Source organism: Pseudanabaena sp. PCC 7367, assembly GCF_000317065.1.
Taxonomy (GTDB): domain Bacteria; phylum Cyanobacteriota; class Cyanobacteriia; order Pseudanabaenales; family Pseudanabaenaceae; genus Thalassoporum; species Thalassoporum mexicanum.
Map to the genome: position 1 here is coordinate 3,392,416 of NC_019701.1, position 18,392 is coordinate 3,410,807.

Consider the following 18,392-nt stretch of genomic DNA (forward strand, 5'->3'; position numbering starts at 1 on the left):
AGCATTACCCAGGCATTACATGTTATCAAAGCTTGGAACACTTGTCCAAGTAATTTTCAGCCAGCGAGCCAGTGGTGAGTATATTGACTTTTTATTGATTTTAACTGGCACAAACCAACTATTTAAAGTTATTGCTCCGCTTGACGAGTCCGATTGACCAGACAGAACTGGTTGCGATCGATTGCGAGGATGACCACTTAATCTAAAATAAATCTGCGGTAATCTGCACATTGGGATCATAGTCGATCGCACCAATTCCCAAACCATCTTGATTATAATCAGCCACAAATTCATGGTGGGGATAGAGCTCTTTGACCCGTTGCCAGAAAACTGGTACATCTCCCGCCCAACGTCCGGTATTTTGGCCATACCTGGTCATATAGTCGGGCATGATGTCATGGAAAGCGATGATGCCACCAGGTTTCACAAACTGGTGATAACACAAAAAGTCTTGCTTAACGCCATCATAGGTATGATCGCCATCAATAAATAACAGATCGAGTTGCTTGCCAGCCAGAATATCTTTGACCTTGTCAACCGTAGGGGCAGCATAGGAAGAACCATCAATCATGGTGATTTGTCGGGATGGTTTGACAAAATAACGCAGCTTGCCTTTATTTTTGACTAGCAGGTCAATGCTAAGCATGAACTTGACCGATGGTAGCGATTGGCTCAGCAAGAAGCTAGTGCCACCATTCGCCGTACCAATTTCACATACATATTCAGGTGAGCTTTGGCTGGCAAACTCCAGGAAACCGGTGATCTCTTGCTTGATTTGATGGGGGCCAAAATTCTGAACCGAAAACTTAAAAAAGTCGTCCCAATTCTGGCACTGGCTGAAATCCTGGTATTGGCTAGTGGCATTAGCTTTATCCAGTTGGAATCGCAGATCTTTAAGCCGTTCTTCATTGCTGAGATAGGTATGGCTCAGGGCAGGGATTCTGACAATCCGCGATCGCACTTTTTGCCAAAGGCTGCGATTGTCTACCACTGGTGTAGATTTAGTTTCGGTCATGGCTCACCAACTCATCCTCAGCTAAGTTAATCAAGTTAATCAGTTAACCAGTTATTGAAATTAATTTATATAGTTTAAGTTATACCGCAATTAATAGAGTAGGTAATAGTTAAACATTGCGCCCTACCCGATTACAGATAATTACAGATAATTACAGATATGTGGCTTGGCTTTTTGTGATTCATAAATAATTGCGCTTGTTAATCAGCTCAAAATTATTTCACTATCACTTAGCAATCAAACTGCAATCAAATTGCAATCATTGGGCGATCGTGCCGTAGCTAATTAAACTATAGCCCTTTCAGCTAGTTTGGGCTCTCAGCCAAGCCCAGGGCAAAGTCAACAGCTTGCGGGGCTTAGACACAAACGCACGCTCATTAAAAACTTGATAATTATTCCGCTCAATCACATCCAGGATATTGCGATAGAGAATTAGCGATGCCCAAACCGGCCATCTGGCATCATGGCAGAGAAACGAAATACCGGCTTCCGCTTTCTTATAAAATTCCCTGGCGCGATCGATCTGGAACTTCATCAAGGCAATCCAGCGATCGTCAACTACGCCATTGAGCAAATCCGCCTCACTATAGCCAAACTGAGCCAGTTCATCGAGGGGTAAATAAATGCGCCCCCGTTGGGCATCCTCACCAATGTCGCGCAAAATATTAGTTAATTGCATCGCAATCCCCAGGGCGATCGCCGCCTCAGTGCTATCCGCAATCAAGGTCGAATCGGTGGTATTAAATCCCATTACCGCTGCCGACATCAAACCCACCGTTCCAGCGACCCGATAGCAATATAAATAAAGCTCCTCAAAGGATTGATAACGATCGCATTCAAGATCCATCCGCATTCCGGCGATCATGTCTTTAAAGGGTTCGATCGACAGCGGGTAGTTCTTCACCGTATTCGCCAACGCCAGATCTGGAGCCACCGTGGGATTACCCGTAAAAGTTGCCTCCAATTGCGATTCCCAATCCGCCAGGGTTTGGAAAGTGGTGGGTTGGAATTGAATCCCATCCACTAATTCATCCGTGCGCCGACACCAGGCATAGATTGCCCAAATTGCATTGCGCTTTGGTTTCGCCATCAGCATACTGCCAAGGTAGAAGGTCTTGGCATGCTTGGCGGTAATGTGCCGACAAATCTCGTAGGCTTGCGAGATGGAAACTGGCTGGTTAATTCCCATTTCTTTAGGCAGGGTTTTTGGCGGCAGTTGTTTTACCAATGTTTTCACTAAAAGAACTACTAGGTGCTTGATCAGTTGGATTGCTGGTATTACCAGCCGATCGGTTTAGGCTAATCTGGCGATCGATTGTCTGTGCAGTCAGCTTACCAGAAAGTACGGCTCCTTCCATACTGGCAAGATATCGCTGCATCGTAAAGTCCCCAGTCAGGAAAAAATTGGCGATCGGGGTTTCCTGGGCTGGGCGATGGGACTGGCAACCTGGAGTGGCCTTGTAGACCGATCGTGGTGTTTTAACAACCTTACTTTTGATTAGTTTAGCCTTGTGCGGGATCTGTTCTGGGAATATTTTTGCCAGTTCAGCTATGGCCACATCCACAATTTCTTGCTCAGATTTACTAATCCACTCGGCGGCAGGGGCAAGCACCAGCTCTAGCATGGAACGATCGGGATCGGCGTACTCTTTACAGGTGTTGCTCATGTCCGCATAGACGCTCAAAATTGGCGATCGAGAAAACAATACATTATCAATGTCAGTTAGCTTGCGATCGAACCATAGATGCAAGTTAATTACTGGCACCCCTTCCAGGCCATCTAGTTGTTGGAAATAGGCTTGCTGCTGCCATGCTTCCGGCAACATTAACTTGAGCGGATCGACGGGCAGCGCCGAAACATACACATCGGCCTCAAGGGCATAGCTATCTTCGCCTGGTCTACCCACCAGAAAATGTTTCACGGTGCCATCGGCGTTTAATTCGATTTTGCGCAATGCAGTTTGCATCCTCACTTCACCACCCTTTGCGGTGAAATAATCGACGATCGGCTGGCACAGGCGTTCTGGCGGTGCACCGTCTAAAAAGGCCATTTTAGAGCCTTCTTTTTCCTGCAAGAAGCGATTTAAAGCGGTTAGTACCACCGTGGCCGAAATTTGATCCGGATTAATAAAGTTAAGCGCCTTGGCCATGGCAATGAAAACTTCTTTTTCGACCCGTTCCGGCACCCCCTGATGCTGCAACCATTCTGCAAAGGAATATTTGTCCATTTCCTCGACATAGGTTTGCCCCTTGATGATCGCTGGCAACAGGCCAATGCCAAATTTGATTTTTTCTTCCCAGGTGAGCATGTCATTGTTGCTCAGGATCGCTACGATCCCATTCAGCGGCGCAGGCAAACCATCGGGGAAATCAAACTTAGATAGTTTACCGCCCTGACCTGGCATATTAAACAGCATGGCGTGCTTTTTCCACTGCAAGCGATCGCTGATGCCTAGCTCGCCAAGGAGTTGCAACATATTCGGATAAGCGCCGAAAAAGACATGTAAACCAGTTTCATACCAATCGCCTTCTTCGTCTTGCCAGGCTGCCACCTTACCGCCTAGGACATTTTCTCGCTCAATCACGATCGGTGTGTGGCCACAATCGGCTAAATATTTGGCACAGGATAAGCCAGCTAGACCAGCCCCCGCAATTGCAACTCGCATACTACTTCCTAAAAAACTTAATCACTGAGCTTATTCTACTTTGCAAAGCTTAACAATACTGCTAAAAAATCGAAAAAATCAAACATTTCCTTCCCAAGATATGGTGACTAGGCGTTGATCTGGCTTTAACTCACTTTTAGCTGCCATAACCCATCAATACCCATCAATAATACCTTTTACTCATATTGAGTTATTCGGCTTTTAGCAACTGGGGAAACAACTGCAATTCGCTATGATTTCAGCTTGTGCAGGAGCCAGTTGTAACAATGGCAAGTTGGGTATTAATTAGTAATTGATAATAGCAAGTTCTAATACTAATAAAATATTAGGCTCAAATATTAGACTTAAATATTAGTCAGCGTGGGGCGTTCATTGGGGTTCTGGTTTGCTTGCTCTTCTTCACTCAGCTCCATTTCATCCAGAGCATCGATCATCTCAGATTCTAGCTCCACCTTCGGGCTGCTTTCGTCCGCATCGAGGCGCACCTGAATTCTAGGGCCAGAGTTGGCCAGTCTAATTACTGTGCCATCCACGATCTTAGCCTGGGTTACCTGCTTACCCTCAACATAAGTCCCATTTGCGCCGAAACTATGTACTTCCCAGCCAATTTTTTGCCTGCGTAACTCGGCATGATGCCTAGATACAACCGAGCTGAGCACAACCACACTATTGTCTTTGGAACGCCCAATCCGAATCACGTCCTTGGAAGAAAAGCGCCAAGTTTGAACGGGATTTGAGTTTACTGGATGTAGCAGGTTGATAGTGATCACAAATTCTTACACCAGAGGACAGCAAAAAATATACGAAAGATATTAGTCAGGAAGCAGCTAATCAAAATTGTATCATCGGCAAATTCAGCTTATTTCAGCACTTTACTTAACATTTATTTGCGATCTTAGCCCGTCGCCGATCGCCACCTTGGGAATGAAAATACAATGCATTTAAATTGCATATTATGACCTAATCAAGCAACCTGCAAATGGGATCTACACAATTAATAATAGAAATAAATGTGCGGATATTATATGCAAATTTTTTGCGAGATTAGACTGCTTTAATTAGATTTGGCATTGAGATAGAGCAATAGTCCCAGTACCTTAGCATGTTCACAGCAAAGTAGAGAGCGAGATTGCATAAAAATAGTTGTGGGTATTTAGCCTGGATTATTGATTGATTCACTATGCTGTGTAGCGATCGATTTTTTTGGCGATCCTTCTTTAATTAGGATTAGTGCGCATCTCGATTTGCGCCTCACTGGAAAGCACCAACGATCGCAACTCCTGCAAAGTTGTTGGATCAGGCTCCTGCCAAAGCTGGCGCTGGTGAGCTTCCAACAATCTTTCTGCCATGTCGCGCAAGGCCCAGGGATTTTTATCATTCACAAATTGCTGTACCTGCCGATCGAGCAAATAGGTTTGGGCAATCCCTGCATACATAAAGTCGCTAACACAGTTGGCAGTAGCATCATAGGCAAATAAATAATCAACCGTGGCGGCCAGTTCAAACGCACCCTTATAGCCATGTCGCATTACCCCTTTGAGCCATTTGGGATTGACTACCCGCGATCGATAGACCCTGGCGATCTCGGCGCTGAGTTTTCTAACCTGGGGATGCTCTGGTTGGGCATGGTCACCAAAATAAGCCTGGGGGTTTTTGCCCCGCAGCGATCGCACTGCCGCAATCATGCCACCTTGAAATTGATAGTAATCATCGGAGTCCAATAAATCATGCTCGCGGTTGTCCTGGTTGTGCAAAACTATTTGCATTTGGCCGAGGCGCTGTTTAAAGGCGCTTGCCGCCGCATGGGCTTCACCATAACCACTATAGGCATAGCTACTCCAATTAATGTAAGCACGCGCAAGATCGGCATCATTTTGCCAGTTCTGGCTTTCGATCAAGCCCTGCAAGCCTGCACCATAGGCTCCTGGTTTGGAACCAAACACCCGATAGGTGGCCATTGCTGCTGCTTCTACCGTCGATATACCTTGCTGTTCAAAGTTTTGGCGATCGCTGGTGATTCTGGCTTTAATCGGATTCAGCTCGGCGGGTTCATCTAGTTGGGCAACGGTTTCGACTGCCCGTTGGAACAGATCAATTAAATTAGCAAAACCATCTCGGAAAAAGCCAGAGATCCGCAAGGTGACATCAATCCTGGGGCGATCGAGCAAACTAAGCGGGATTACCTGAAAATCTACTACCCGCCGCGAAATGCCATCCCAAACTGGTTGCACGCCAATCAGAGCCAGGGCTTCAGCAATATCATCACCACCAGTGCGCATTGTTGCTGTTCCCCACACCGACAAGCCCAAACTTTGCGGATACTCGCCATGCTCCTGGCAATAGGTTTCTAATAAAATTTCGGCGCTGCGTCTGCCAATGTCCCAGGCACTTTCGGTTGGCAGCGATCGAATATCCACAGAATAAAAGTTCTTTCCGGTTGGCAAGGCATCCAGTCTGCCCCTGGTGGGTGCGCCGCTGGCTCCACTGGCTACATATTCACCATTTAAGCCCCGCAGCAGGTTGGTGATCTCCCGATCGCTTTGTTGCAGTAACTCATAAATCCTGGCGATTAAATCATAAGCATAGTGATGGTCTACCAATTCTTGATTTAAGAACTGAGTGACCAAATCAGCGGCATAGTTTTCGATCGCGGCGATCGCTTGACCAATGGTGCGGCATTGTTTGGAGGGCTTAAATAAGTGATCTGGAGTAGAAGCTGATGAATTATCAGGCTCGAGATGACTATTGTGACTATTACTAATCTCGGCAATGCGATCGTAGCTAACTTTACGATCTGAGGAAGCTGGATCATGATTGACATAGTACGAATCAGGATCAATTGAATTATTAATATCGATTGGATCAAAGTTCAAAGCAACATTTTGATCGATCGGCTCTAGATATGCTTGCAACTGCCTGGGTAAGTCAGAATATGGTTGAGCTAGATCAGCGCCCAGCGGATCGAAGTCGAGGTTAAACTTTTGGGCGATCGCTCTGGTTAGTCCGGCTGGTATTTTTTCACCAGAGCCATTGCCAATATCTGGCTTTTTAATATCTTGATTATCTTGAGCCAAACTACTATTTGCGATCGTGCCGCCAAGATTCCTGGCGATCGCCACAATCAAATCCCGTAGTTGATTGCCCTGGGGACATTGACCAAAAATATGCAGACCATCGCGGATCTGGGCTTCTTTTAGTTCGCAGATGTAACCATCAACCTGATTAATGATCTCCAACCATGCTGCTTTGCTAGCCTGGTCAACAGGATTAGTTTTGATCGCAGCAGGGGAGATTGTTTGGGTTAGTTGGGAAAATTGGCGATCGCTATGCCTGGATTGATCGCTAGCGGTTGCATTTTTATTTTTGCTATTTAAGTTATTGATGCCATTAACGGGACTTGCTACCTCAGCATTATTAGTATCACCAGCATTAACCATAAGATCGAGATCATAATTAAGATTTTCCTGCTCGATCAGCTTGGCGATCTGCGCTTGGATCGTGGGCAATCTTGGTGGATCAAGGGTTTGCGCCTGGTAATATTCATCGATTAAATGTTCCAACTTGAGCAAACCGCCATAGGTTTCGGCGCGGGTCATTGGTGGCGTAAGGTGATCGATAATTACCGCCTGGGCGCGGCGCTTGGCCTGGGTTCCCTCGCCGGGATCATTGACAATAAAAGGATATAAATGTGGCATTGGTCCCAAGATCGCCTCCGGGAAGCAATGTTTGCTCAGGGCGATCGCCTTACCCGGCAGCCATTCCAGATTGCCATGCTTACCCACATGCACGATCGCATTGATCCCAAAAACATGCCGCAGCCAGAAGTAAAAGGCAAAATATTCATGGGGTGGCTCTAGATCGGGCGAGTGATAATTCAGGCTGGGGTCTTGGTCATAGCCACGGGCGGGTTGAATGCCTATAAAAATATGACCGAGTTGAATGCCAGAAACTTTAATCGATCGATCTTCTGGCGGTTCGCCCCAACGCTTGATTACTTTTTCCCGCAGCGATCGCGGTAATTGCTCAAAATACTTGCAATAGTCACTAGCAGCTAGCGATTGATAGACTGGATTTGCTTCACTCTCTGGATCATTAGTTGCACCATTGGTGAGCAGTTCAATCAGGCGATCGCCATCGGCGGGAATATCTCCCACGCCATAACCATTGATTTGCAAGGCATGGAGGATATTAATACAACTGGCGGGAGTATCCAGACCAACCCCATTGGCTAGCCTGCCATTGCGAGTGGGATAGTTGGCCAGGATCAGCGCAACCTTACGATCGCCCACCGCTGTTTTGCGCAGTTTCAACCAATTGGCCGCTAGATCAGTTACAAATTCAACCCGATCGCGGACAGGCTCATAGACCACCACATTAGTTTCTAATTTTTGATTAGTGGGCAAGGCGGTTTTAAAGGAGATCGCCCTGGTAATGATCCGGCCATCCACTTCCGGCAAAACTACATTCATGGCCAGATCGCGGGGGGTAAGGCCGATGCTCTGGGTTTGCCATTGTTCTTTGCTGCAACCCGCCAAAATTACTTGCAGAATCGGCACATTCAACGATCGCCAGATCGCTCCTTTGTCTGGTTCGGATTGGTCTAGCTCAAAATTTACTTGCCGATCGAGCTTATTGGGTTTGATCAACGAAAAGCTGGTGGTGTTAAGCAAAATATCGATCGCTTTTCCCTCAGATTGGTTGGACTGCTGGGATTGATTCGATCGCTGGGATCGCTGGGATCGATGAGGTTGGCCTGATTCATGCGATTGCTCTAATTGCTCAGATTGATTGCCATTAAATTGATTGCCATTAAAGTAATAATCCAGTTCGGCGGCCAGATGAGGATCTTGGAGCGAATAAATATAAACTGGCACTGGCTCGATTCGGCGTTGAATCAGGGCTGCACAAAGAGCATTAATCGGCGCAAGATTACCGGCCAAATAATGGGCGCGATAGAACAAGATCCCGGCTCGGCCAATATATTTTTTCTGGTTCGGTTGAGACTGAGTATGGCGATCGGATCGAAGAAATAACCGATCGGAGATTTGCTCAATAGATTCTTCAATTATTTGATTTTGATTCAGGCTAGAGGATAGTGATTGCGGTGATCCTGGCGATCGATCCAGCGCTGGATTTTGAGATTGATCCGCTGATAAATTCTGAACCTGTCCTTGAATTGAATTTGAATAGTTGTATAAACCAATATTAGCGATCGGCTGCGGCGATTCAGGTTGATAGTTTGTCCCTAAACAGGCATCACTGATGTAAAGTAACCCCGCCTTAATATTATCTACCCCACCATTGAGGAAATAGCGCCACGATCGCTCCGCAACTTGCAAACTCACATTAGAGTGATCGACTAGATCCAGATCAAATTGATTATCACCAGGCAAAACAATTAATTTTCGGGTAAGCTGCTCACTAGACTCCGAAGACTTCTGGCCATTCTTAAAATCAGAACCCTGGTTAGAATATTCCTCCACCCAAAGCTTACAGACCTCCAACCCATAGGACCAATAACTACGCCCACCCAGCAATCGCAAAACCACCACCTGCGCTTGACTGAGTACATCATCAGCATAGGTATCGATCGTAAGTTCCTGCTGCAAATTGAGCAGGTTGGCAACCCGAAACTCTGGAAAGTTGTCTGGTAATTGCTCAGCCGCGATCGCCAGGGTTTGAATGTCAGTGTCGGCAGCGGTGAGGATCACGATCGGCGCGGGGCTTTGCTCAATGAAAATGACCCCTTCACGATCGGGCGACCACCCACCTGGGGTTGCGGCTAAACGATGCATTAATTAATTCACCTTAATAAATTCGCATAATAGAGATAAATTCACCCAGATCAGAGACTCAGATCGCTGACTAACTGAAGCTAAAAAACAATCGCCAGACCCTAAAATATTAAAAAAACTCGACCTAGATTCCAGGAGTTAAATTATTTTTAGGGCGATCGGGTGGTTTTCAATCTTAATCGATCTGGATTAGAATCCAGTCAAATCGTCAAAAGTCGATCGCAGGAATGCGGTAATTTCATAGAGATCTAGACTTGGATTAGCATTGATCTATTGCGATCTAGTCGCTGACGATCAAAAATCATTTACCAGCAAATACTAAACAAATACTAAAGTCAAAAAGTCAACAGGAAAAATATTTATGACTTGGCGTGGACGCTCAGGAGCACTCGATCGATTTTATAGTTGCTTATTATATATTTTGCCATTGGCAACCGCATCAGTTTTTGGCTTAGAGCATTTGTTCCGCCAGATTCCAGCTCTGATAATTCCCTATCTACCTTTTTTGTGGATAGAGCTAAATATTATGCGGTTTCCGCTCATACCTGGCAGCCTATTTCCATTGACTCTAGGGTTTGTAGTATTTTTTGTGATCTTTGCCACCGTGGTTCGTAATCAGCGATTGCTACATTTTATTCGTTTCAATGGTGGACAGGCACTTTTAATTGAGATCGCAGCTATTCTGGGTGGACTGCTACTTGGCCTTTTAAGAGCTACGATCGGCGTTTTTCCATTTTTTGGCTTCATTGATCAAACAATTTCCAGCATGATTTTGATTGGAGCCACTGCTGCGGTGGTCTATGCGATCGTCCAGGCAATTCGCGGTCGCTATGGTGAAATACCAATCATTTCCGATGCGGCCTACTATCTCACCAGGGTTTAAATAAAGGCTAATCAGAGCCAATTAGATCCAAACAATAGTTATTGTCATAGAAGCAACTTTTTCGGTACGCTAGCATTTAGCATATTTGAATGCATATTTGAACGCATATTTTGAATGCATATTTGAATTAACAACAATCAAGCATGACCGCAACCTTCACCCAAGCCGATATTCTGACCTTTGCCCAGTGGATGACTGGCGATTATAGTAACTGGGATCAAGCGATCGCCAATCCGCCCCTGTTTGCGCACATCAGGGTTTGTATTCGTCCTCTGCCAAATCAGCTCTCCGATCATGGTATTTGGCTATATTCCGAGCAGGCCTATGATTTTCAGATCGATCGCCCCTATCGGATCGCGGTCTTGCATTTGGTTTTGGCAGCCGATCGGATTGAGATTGAAAACCACAAACTTAATGACGAAGAGTCTTTCTATGGTGCAGCCCGGCAGCCGGAACGATTGGCGGCAATTACCGCAGCATCAGTGGTCAAACTACCTGGTTGCAATATCCTGGTCGATCGCACCCCCACCGGCTCATTCGTGGGCAAAATTGAGCCTGGCAAAAAATGCAATGTCCATCGCAAGAACCAGGATACCTATCTGGTGCATGAATTTGAATTAAACCAGACTAATTTAACCACCCTCGATCGCGGCTATGATCCAGAAACCGATGAGCGAGTGTGGGGCACGATCGCTGGCCCCTTTGAGTTTGTCAAACAAGCTAGCTTTGCCGACGAGGTTAAGGCGATCTAATCAAGTCGCTGACTCCCAGAGGCTTATGCATACTCAACATACAAGCCCTAAACCAACCTTTAACTAATTTAGCTAACGTAGCTGATATGGCTTAGCTCTTTAGCTCTATCCATGATTTATTAGCAGGTGTTGCCTTGAAAATCATCGTAATTGGCAGTGGTGGCAGAGAACATGCCCTGGCTTGGCAGTTTGCCCAATCGGCACAGGTAAAGCAAATTTTTTGTATTCCTGGGAATGCGGGCACGGCTACGATCGAGAAATGCCGCAATGTGGCCTTGAATCAGGATGATTTTGAAGGGATTTTACGGTTTGCCCAGGTGCAAGGAGTGCAGCTAACCGTAGTGGGGCCTGAAGCACCATTAGCTGATGGTGTGGTGGACTTTTTCCAGGCTGGCGAAATGCCCATCTTTGGCCCCACCAAGCAGGGTGCGCAAATTGAGGCAAGTAAGTCCTGGGCGAAGGATCTTATGGTTGAGGCGGGCATCCCCACGGCGGCCAGCGAGGTATTCACCGATCCGATCGCAGCTAGAGAATATGTCCAAGCCCAAGGCGTACCGATCGTAATTAAAGCAGACGGATTGGCCAGTGGTAAGGGGGTGACCGTAGCAACCACGTTTGCGGAAGCCAACCAGGCGATCGATGAGGCCTTGGGTGGTAAGTTTGGTGATGCGGGTGAGACACTGCTGATCGAAGAATGCTTGCAAGGCCAGGAAGCTTCAGTCTTGGCGATCACCGACGGTAAAACAATTCGTGCCCTATTGCCTGCACAGGATCATAAACGAATTGGCGTGGGGGATACGGGGCCGAATACAGGCGGCATGGGAGCCTATGCCCCTGCGCCGATCGTCACGCCAGAAATTCAGCGAAAGATTCAAACGCAAGTGCTGGAACCAGCGATCGCCGCTTTGCAGAAACGCAAAATTGATTATTGTGGCTGTTTGTATGCAGGACTGATGATTACGCCTGCGGGTGAACCGAAGGTGATTGAGTTCAATTGTCGGTTTGGTGATCCGGAAACCCAGGTAATCTTGCCACTCTTGGAAACTCCATTGGCAGATCTAATGCTGGCCTGCATTGAAAAAAGGCTGGAGCAAATGCCAGCGATCGAATGGAAAGATGGGGCGGCAGTGTGCGTGGTGCTTGCTTCGGGAGGTTATCCAGGTAAGTATGAAACCGGAAAACCAATTACCGGCATTGGCAAAGCAAAAGAACATGGCGCGATCGTGTTTCATGCCGGGACAAAGCTGAAAACTTCGACCCTGGTCACTGCTGGGGGGCGGGTGCTGGGCGTAACTGCGATCGGTGAGAGTATCCAAGCGGCGATCGATAATGCCTATGTGTCATTGGCTTATATCAATTTTGAGGGGGCAACCTACCGCCATGATATTGGCCATCGGGCGATTGCAAATTAGACTTCTATTGTGCCTGGAATTATTATGTTTGGCAGTTAAACCAGGCAGGTTTGACTAACTTTGCGTTAAGAAATATCTTTTTTATGAGCAACATAATCACTAATTGAGAAATAGTGACCTTGAACTTGGCATATATGCAGGACGTTCTTTGCCATGTTGCGAATTTCATGCCAGCCTGGATCAGAGAGCACTTCCTCTGGGATTGGAAATATAGGTGAATTATCGTAATATTCGTCTACCTTTTTCAACAAGTATTTGCCAGCTTGTTTCTGCTGATCATTAAGACCAATCTCTTCACTATCAAGGAATTCATCGAAATAGAAGTCCTCAAGCAAATTGAGCATGAGCTCATCAGGCGAAGACATAACCCCTTCTAATTTTCCCAGCCAGGCTTTTTCTTGATATTCCTTACTGGCTATCTCCTCAATAGTTTGGTAAATATTTTTCTTCCACCTATGTACTGGCTTCATGATTTAATTTTTTATTTAGACATCTTTTGCTATCAGAAGAAAAAGCAAATATTAATGCTTGCTAAATATTATATTTAGACTCGATCGTCGAACACATCTAATTAATTATTCTTACATTTCTAGATATAGGAATTGCTTGAACTGAGGAAGCTATTCAACCAATCGAGCACAATCTCATCTGCCAATTTATCCAGTATGCGAGCAACCTGCTCAAGCCGATCGTTATCATAAACAGATTGTGCTTGGAAGAGCTTAAATTATTTAGATAGTTTTGCAGATTGGTCGAAATCCACTTGCTAAACTAGTTAATTAAACCAATCAATGTAACTTGATTTGGTTACCCCAAACATAAATAAGCTGAATAGACCGTCAGAGAATTTAAACCAAACCATGTTAAACACCACCGAAATTTTGATCAATGCTTTTGTCGAAAAGCTCAAAGCTGGTTATCGTCGCACCTATGGCGGCTTAAAAACCAACTATGAAGATATTATTGGTTGGGCAGGCAACATGGCCTTGGAAAATATTGCCAATAGCGATGCGCTTTATCATAATGTCGAGCATACAATCCTGGTAACCCTGGTGGGGCAAGAGATTCTGCGGGGCAAGCACATCCGCGAAGGGGGCATTTCACCGGAAGATTGGTTACACTACATTATTTCACTGGTTTGCCATGACATTGGCTATGTGAAGGGGGTATGTCGGCAGGATCGGGATGGTAAATATGCCACAGGTCTAGATGGCAGCCAGGTAGAGTTACCGCCCGGTGCTTCTGATGCGGGATTAACGCCCTATCATGTCGATCGCGCCAAGTTATTTGTGGCGGAACGGTTTGGTGGGCATGGCCTGATCCAGGCTGAAGTAATTTGCCATAACATCGAGCTAACTCGCTTTCCAGTGCCCAAAACGGGCGATCACCAGGATACGATCGCGCCACCTGGATTAGTGCGGGCTGCCGATCTGATTGGCCAACTCAGTGATCCACGCTACCTCAAAAAAATTGGTGCACTCTATTATGAGTTTGAAGAAACCGGTGTAAATAAGGCTTTGGGGTATAACAACCCTGGCGATCTGCGACGCAATTATCCCAAGTTCTATTGGACTAGTGTTTATCCCTATGTGAAGGATGCCCTCTATTACCTATCGCTGACCCAACAGGGGCAACAGGTGATCGCTCATCTCTATTCCAATGTGTTTGTGGTGGAGCATGAAAAACCGGATTTTGATGCCTCAATCAGGGCGATCCCAACCGCTGCTAATTATCAATAGTTTTGGTCTGATTTGCATCTGATCGCCATATCCTGCGTAACATTCATCACCGATCGATTGATAGCTAATAGTCTTATAGGAAAAAGTGAAACATATCCTCTATGTGCTGCCCTACCTGGAAAAGGCCGGAACCGAACGGCAAGCACTGAGTTTGATTAAGCATTTCCAACAATCGCAACAGGCAACCCTGCTCGCACCCGATGACACTGGCACAGAGCTATTTGCAGCGGCTGGCGTAAAACATTACAAATTCGATCGCCTGGAGCGTAATCTCTGGCAGGGTTTAACCAAATTTCGTCGCCACATTAAACAAATCCACCAGGAAAAACCGATCGATCTGGTGCATGTCCATGCCGCCCATGAATTGATGTTACTGGTGCGATTGTTTTTGCCCGGTGTGCCGATCGTGTTTACGGTGCATGGCTATCATGGCGATCAAGCCCAGGTGAGCTATTGGTTGGCCAGTAAGTTTATTAATTTATTTGCCGATCGCGCGATCGCGGTTTGCAAAGCGGATTTAGAGAACCTCTTGCAACTTAAAACTAATCCCCATAAGTTAAGCCTGATTCACAATGGCGTGGCTGAGCCGAAAGTTGATCCGATCGCTGCTCAAGCTTTAGCCACGCAGTATGGTTTAGACCCTGAGCAACATTTAATTATTGGTACGGCGGCACGCCTTAATCCCGCTAAGGGTTTAGAGTTCTTGATCGCGGCCTTTGCCCAGTTGGCGCAAGAGCATGATCAATTGCGGTTGGCGATCGCTGGAGAGGGGTATTTAGAAGCTGAGCTGAAGCAAATGGCGATCGATCTGGGCGTGGGCGATCGGGTGGTCTTTACTGGCTTTGTGGATAACTTAGCCGATCTGGTGAGTTTGTTTGATGTCTTTGCGCTGCCTTCCTTGCAAGAAGCTTTTAGCCTGGCGTTCCTGGAGGCGATGGCCTTGCAAAAGCCGATCGTGGGTACAAAGGTAGGTGGCATCCCCGAACAGGTGATCGATGGGCATAATGGTTTTGTGGTGGTTGCGGGTGATGCAGCAGCAGTGGCAGAAAAGTTGGCGATTTTAATTAATGATCCTCTGCTTAGAAAAGAATTTAGCCACAACAGCTATCAGCGTTATCAAACCAACTTCACCACGGAGATAATGATCGCAAAGACCGATCGGGTTTATGCAGATTTATTAGGAAACCCAGTTCGATGAAAATTAAGCACTGAGACTCTTTGAGCTTAGATCATCACGTTTGCATTCACATTAAAGCGTCAATAAAAAAGAGCCAACCTATCCTCGACCTGAATCGTAGACGGGAAAAGCCCCTGATAATTAGTGAATTTATGAATTTGTGAATATGAAACCAAAACAGATTGAATTAAGGCAGTCTTATTCGCATTTATTCGTGCTTATTATGCTTGTTATGCTCAGCTCCAGCCATTATCAGCCTGTTGCAACACATAGGTGGCAATGTCTTCCATTTGTTGATCGCTCAGCTTTCGGAACGCTGGCATTGCGTTTTTGCCGTGACCAATTTGATAGACAATCTTTTCGATGGAATACATGCCATAGGTTTCCAGGGCATCCTTTTGCAAGGTTTTGTTTTTGATCACCAGGTTGCGCCCTTTGGCATGACAACTGGCACAATTAACGCTGAATAGCTTCGCCCCATTAGCCGCATCAGCCGCATAGCTCGGCTGCACAAATACGATCGAACAGGTGAATAAACATATCAGCACACCTAATGCGCTTAATAGTAACTTCCTCAATTCAAGCCTCCTGATTTCTCTCTGCTAGATAGTGTGGTACAGCCGATCGCCCTATGTCAAAAGACCAGCCGTCAGACTTTGCAACTTGTTGATGGTTCCGTAGCTGCTGTTTGGTAGTGGCTTAGGAATGCTTAAGAACGCTTAAAAACTAAGCAAGAAAAGGCAGGCAAGAAAGGACAAATAAGAAAAGAGCAGATTAATTCGAGCAGCGCTACAATATGTCAATATGTCAAAGTAGATTGCTATTGATATCACGGCACTAGATTTTTTTTTGATTGTTTCTTTTTTGAGTCAAACCATAATTCATGAGTCCCCTACCCGATCGCACTCCCAAAAAACTTAGCCTGGGCAGATTAGAAGCAGAAATTCTCGGCATAATTTGGGATCTGGGCTCCGCCACCGCAAAAGACATTCACGATCGGATCTTGAGCGATCCCGATCGGGAACTGGCCTATGCTTCGGTTTCCACGGTGCTAAATCGCTTGGCTAATAAAGGCTGGCTGAGCATGAGCAAAAAAGGCAGGGCGATCCTGTGGCATCCTTTGGTGTCGCGTCAGGAAGCGCGATCGCTGCAAGCCTATGAACATCTCAATAATTTCTTGCAGGTGGGAAATGCGGATATTGTGGCGGCATTTGCCGATCAACTCGATCGCGCCAGCCTGGACAAGATCGATGCGATCGCCCAGCGGCTACAACAGGCACGACAGGATCGGGAGGCAGAATAATGCATTTAGTGATGATTTTGAGTGCGATCGCCTTTGCCTGGGGGCTGCGCCAAGCCACGCCGCTTTGGTTAGGCAGTAATCGCCAAATATCCAATCAAAATGTTACCCATGACTGGCATCAACGCTGGTGGCGATCGTTGTTTTTGCTCACCTTCCCGCCCTTGCTGGTGTTAACCACCTCCCTGGCGGTGCTTTGCATGGGGCATCATGGATTGATGGTGGGGCTGCCTGCGAGTAAATCCGGCTGTGCGATCGCGGTTGGCATTTGCATTTACCTGGTCTTGATCGGGTTGCAATTATTCATTTCGATCCGCAATTCAACCAGGCAGATTGCAACCTACAACAAAATCGAGCTAGATGGTAAATCGGCCAGGGTCTTGGAAGTGCCAACCCTGTTTGCAGCGCAGGTGGGATTGTGGCAACCGGAATTAGTGATCAGTCGAGGCATGTTAACTGAGTTTACGCCCGATCGCCTCCAGGCAGTTTTATGCCACGAACAAGCCCATTACCACTACCACGATACGTTCTGGTTTTTCTGGTTGGGTTGGTTGCGACAGGCGACATTCTGGCTACCAAATACGGAAGCATTATGGCAGGAATTGCTGTTGTTGCGAGAGCTACGCGCCGATCGCTGGGCTGCCCAACAGGTCGATCCGCTGCTTCTGGCAGAATCATTATTGATGACGGTGACCAGTGCGATCGCACCAGATAATTTTTCGGAATTAGATTATGGCGTTGGCCTGAATCAGTGGAAAGAAGGAGAACAGGGCGATCGATTAGCCGAACGGATCGATGCGTTGCTGGCTGAGGCTGAACCGATCCCTAGACCAAAGCCCTGGTATTTAACCTGGTTGATCGCGGTTTTGCTGCCGTTTCTTTCGTTGCCGCTGCATTTGAGCTAGGGTTTATCTTCTTTAAAAATAAAAATTTAAAAGCTATGCATTAAGATCCTGACGATCGCCCTTAATGTCGTCAGCTACTTTGGGCTGTGGCGATCGGGCTTGCAATAACCACACCAGGATCAAACCTGACAACAGACCACTGATCGCATTGGTGAGAATATAAACGGTTTTGTAATCGATCGATTGGGTCACGATCGCGCTGGTGCCAATCAAGGCGCTGATGCAACGGCTGGCGGCCACGGCCACGATCCAGGTGGCGGCACGGGGAAATTGTCCATATAGCATTGTCCATTGAAATAGACCCACTGAGGCTCCGCGAATAATCGCAGAAACGGCGATCAGGTCGATCAATGCGCCGGTGGCGAGGCTGAGCTTGAAGGCGATCGTCAAACTAAAGGGGGCAACGGCGGTTTCGGCCAGGGCGGTGAGGGGAATCCACCATTTCGATCGCTTCACGACTTTCCGCAGTAGCAGCCATTGGCCAGCACCGACGATCGCGCCGATGAAGCCATAGCTAATAAATACACCGATCGGCTCGCTGAAGAGTTTGCCGACGGCGATGCTGTTTTGGCCGCTGATGCTGGTGGTGAAGATGTTGGCGATCACCCATAAAACCAGGAAAACCAGGCCGATTTTGGGGAGGGGGCGATCGCTGATCGCTATGCTGTCTGCGGGGCTGTCGTCTGGCTCGATCGGCGGCGGGGTTACCAAGGCTTATTACTCCTGGGCTTGGGTTGGTTAGGTTTAT

At 46.7% G+C, this 18,392-nt stretch carries 15 protein-coding genes; 7 read left to right on the top strand and 8 right to left on the bottom strand.

Going from position 1 to position 18,392, the window contains the following annotated elements; genetic code table 11:
- Nucleotides 1–202: 202 nt before the first annotated feature.
- The 5 genes from PSE7367_RS21225 to PSE7367_RS13450 all read right to left on the bottom strand — a co-directional run bounded on the left by PSE7367_RS21225 (nt 203) and on the right by PSE7367_RS13450 (nt 9,476).
- Nucleotides 203–1,015 carry a class I SAM-dependent methyltransferase gene (locus tag PSE7367_RS21225; protein WP_015165904.1) on the bottom strand — a complete coding sequence of 271 codons (813 nt, stop codon included), beginning with the start codon at nt 1,013–1,015 and terminating at the stop codon, nt 203–205.
- Between the two features lie 301 nt (nt 1,016–1,316).
- Entirely contained in the window at nt 1,317–2,204 is an 888-nt protein-coding gene (locus PSE7367_RS13435; protein ID WP_015165905.1) for a phytoene synthase, read from the bottom strand.
- A 4-nt stretch (nt 2,205–2,208) separates the two neighbouring features.
- On the bottom strand, nt 2,209–3,681 hold the full coding sequence (gene pds / locus PSE7367_RS13440) for a 15-cis-phytoene desaturase (protein ID WP_015165906.1): 1,473 nt from the start codon (nt 3,679–3,681) through the stop codon (nt 2,209–2,211).
- Between the two features lie 344 nt (nt 3,682–4,025).
- A complete protein-coding gene (locus tag PSE7367_RS13445) occupies nt 4,026–4,451 on the bottom strand; it encodes an FHA domain-containing protein (protein ID WP_015165907.1) in 426 nt (141 codons plus the stop codon).
- Between the two features lie 447 nt (nt 4,452–4,898).
- A complete protein-coding gene (locus PSE7367_RS13450) occupies nt 4,899–9,476 on the bottom strand; it encodes a cobaltochelatase subunit CobN (protein WP_015165908.1) in 4,578 nt (1,525 codons plus the stop codon).
- Nucleotides 9,477–9,837: 361 nt separating this feature from the next.
- On the opposite strand from PSE7367_RS13450, the gene PSE7367_RS13455 reads away from it, so the two are divergent.
- The 3 genes from PSE7367_RS13455 (at nt 9,838) to purD (ending at nt 12,523) form a co-directional block, all read left to right on the top strand.
- Nucleotides 9,838–10,359: a Tic20 family protein gene (locus tag PSE7367_RS13455; protein WP_015165909.1), complete on the top strand. Its 522-nt coding sequence runs from the start codon at nt 9,838–9,840 to the stop codon at nt 10,357–10,359.
- A 143-nt stretch (nt 10,360–10,502) separates the two neighbouring features.
- Nucleotides 10,503–11,111 carry a chromophore lyase CpcT/CpeT gene (locus PSE7367_RS13460; RefSeq protein ID WP_015165910.1) on the top strand — a complete coding sequence of 203 codons (609 nt, stop codon included), beginning with the start codon at nt 10,503–10,505 and terminating at the stop codon, nt 11,109–11,111.
- Between the two features lie 134 nt (nt 11,112–11,245).
- Nucleotides 11,246–12,523: a phosphoribosylamine--glycine ligase gene (gene purD, locus PSE7367_RS13465; RefSeq protein ID WP_015165911.1), complete on the top strand. Its 1,278-nt coding sequence runs from the start codon at nt 11,246–11,248 to the stop codon at nt 12,521–12,523.
- A gap of 65 nt (nt 12,524–12,588) precedes the next feature.
- Here purD and PSE7367_RS13470 read toward each other — a convergent pair whose 3' ends face one another.
- Nucleotides 12,589–12,993 (bottom strand): hypothetical protein, encoded by a 405-nt coding sequence (locus tag PSE7367_RS13470; RefSeq protein ID WP_015165912.1) that lies wholly within the window; start codon nt 12,991–12,993, stop codon nt 12,589–12,591.
- Nucleotides 12,994–13,383: 390 nt separating this feature from the next.
- Between PSE7367_RS13470 and PSE7367_RS13475 the strand changes: the two genes are divergently transcribed.
- Nucleotides 13,384–14,262: an Npun_R2479 family HD domain-containing metalloprotein gene (locus tag PSE7367_RS13475; protein ID WP_015165913.1), complete on the top strand. Its 879-nt coding sequence runs from the start codon at nt 13,384–13,386 to the stop codon at nt 14,260–14,262.
- A gap of 85 nt (nt 14,263–14,347) precedes the next feature.
- Entirely contained in the window at nt 14,348–15,460 is a 1,113-nt protein-coding gene (locus PSE7367_RS13480) for a glycosyltransferase family 4 protein (RefSeq protein WP_015165914.1), read from the top strand.
- Nucleotides 15,461–15,675: 215 nt separating this feature from the next.
- On the opposite strand, the gene petJ is transcribed toward PSE7367_RS13480, so the two are convergent.
- Nucleotides 15,676–15,987 carry a cytochrome c6 PetJ gene (gene petJ, locus PSE7367_RS13485; RefSeq protein ID WP_225882657.1) on the bottom strand — a complete coding sequence of 104 codons (312 nt, stop codon included), beginning with the start codon at nt 15,985–15,987 and terminating at the stop codon, nt 15,676–15,678.
- A 335-nt stretch (nt 15,988–16,322) separates the two neighbouring features.
- On the opposite strand from petJ, the gene PSE7367_RS13490 reads away from it, so the two are divergent.
- Both PSE7367_RS13490 and PSE7367_RS13495 read left to right on the top strand, forming a co-directional pair.
- Entirely contained in the window at nt 16,323–16,742 is a 420-nt protein-coding gene (locus tag PSE7367_RS13490) for a BlaI/MecI/CopY family transcriptional regulator (protein ID WP_015165916.1), read from the top strand.
- On the top strand, nt 16,742–17,644 hold the full coding sequence (locus tag PSE7367_RS13495; protein WP_015165917.1) for a M56 family metallopeptidase: 903 nt from the start codon (nt 16,742–16,744) through the stop codon (nt 17,642–17,644). The genes PSE7367_RS13490 and PSE7367_RS13495 overlap by 1 nt, the downstream gene beginning before the upstream one ends.
- 33 nt (nt 17,645–17,677) lie before the next feature.
- Here the strand turns inward: PSE7367_RS13495 and PSE7367_RS13500 are convergent, their stop codons facing one another.
- Nucleotides 17,678–18,355, bottom strand: a complete 678-nt coding sequence (locus PSE7367_RS13500; protein WP_015165918.1) for a hypothetical protein — start codon at nt 18,353–18,355, stop codon at nt 17,678–17,680.
- Nucleotides 18,356–18,392: the final 37 nt, after the last annotated feature.